This window comes from Roseomonas sp. 18066, assembly GCF_902706185.1.
Classification (GTDB): Bacteria; Pseudomonadota; Alphaproteobacteria; order Acetobacterales; family Acetobacteraceae; genus Pseudoroseomonas.
The window spans coordinates 1-388 of sequence record NZ_CACSJM010000424.1 but is presented as its reverse complement, the minus strand read 5'-3'; the positions used below and the strand labels follow the sequence as shown (position 1 = coordinate 388).

Below are 388 nucleotides of genomic sequence, written 5' to 3'. Positions count from 1 at the left end.
CAAGTTCGTGGACTACACCGGCGATCGCTCAGGAATTGAATACGGCCGCAAAGCAGCAAATGGCAGCGTAGGGTCAGTGCCCGTTGCAATGCAGTGGCAAGGGGGAGATTGGAAATGGGTTCTGCCGGCTACCGGTATGGCAGAAGCACGACAGCTCTCTGATCTGAACGGCTTTATTAGTTGGGCGGGTGTCTAACTTGCTTCCGGCCAACGAGAACGGACAGCCCTGCAAACCGTGGGAAGTTGGATGCGTCGTTTCAGACTGGGCGAATGATCGTGCCAATGACGCGGTCAAGAACATGGCCCAGGCAATCGCAGACGCTGTGGGGAACGTGGTCAAGACGCTTGGGACGTTTTGGGTGAATGTGGGAACTCCTGCCCTAACCGC

At 56.7% G+C, this 388-nt stretch carries 1 protein-coding gene; it reads left to right on the top strand.

The genetic code is table 11. The features are described from left to right. The coding region (locus GVN67_RS30275; protein ID WP_235035639.1) for a hypothetical protein at positions 1–196 on the top strand (196 nt) is incomplete at its 5' end. Positions 197–388: the final 192 nt, after the last annotated feature.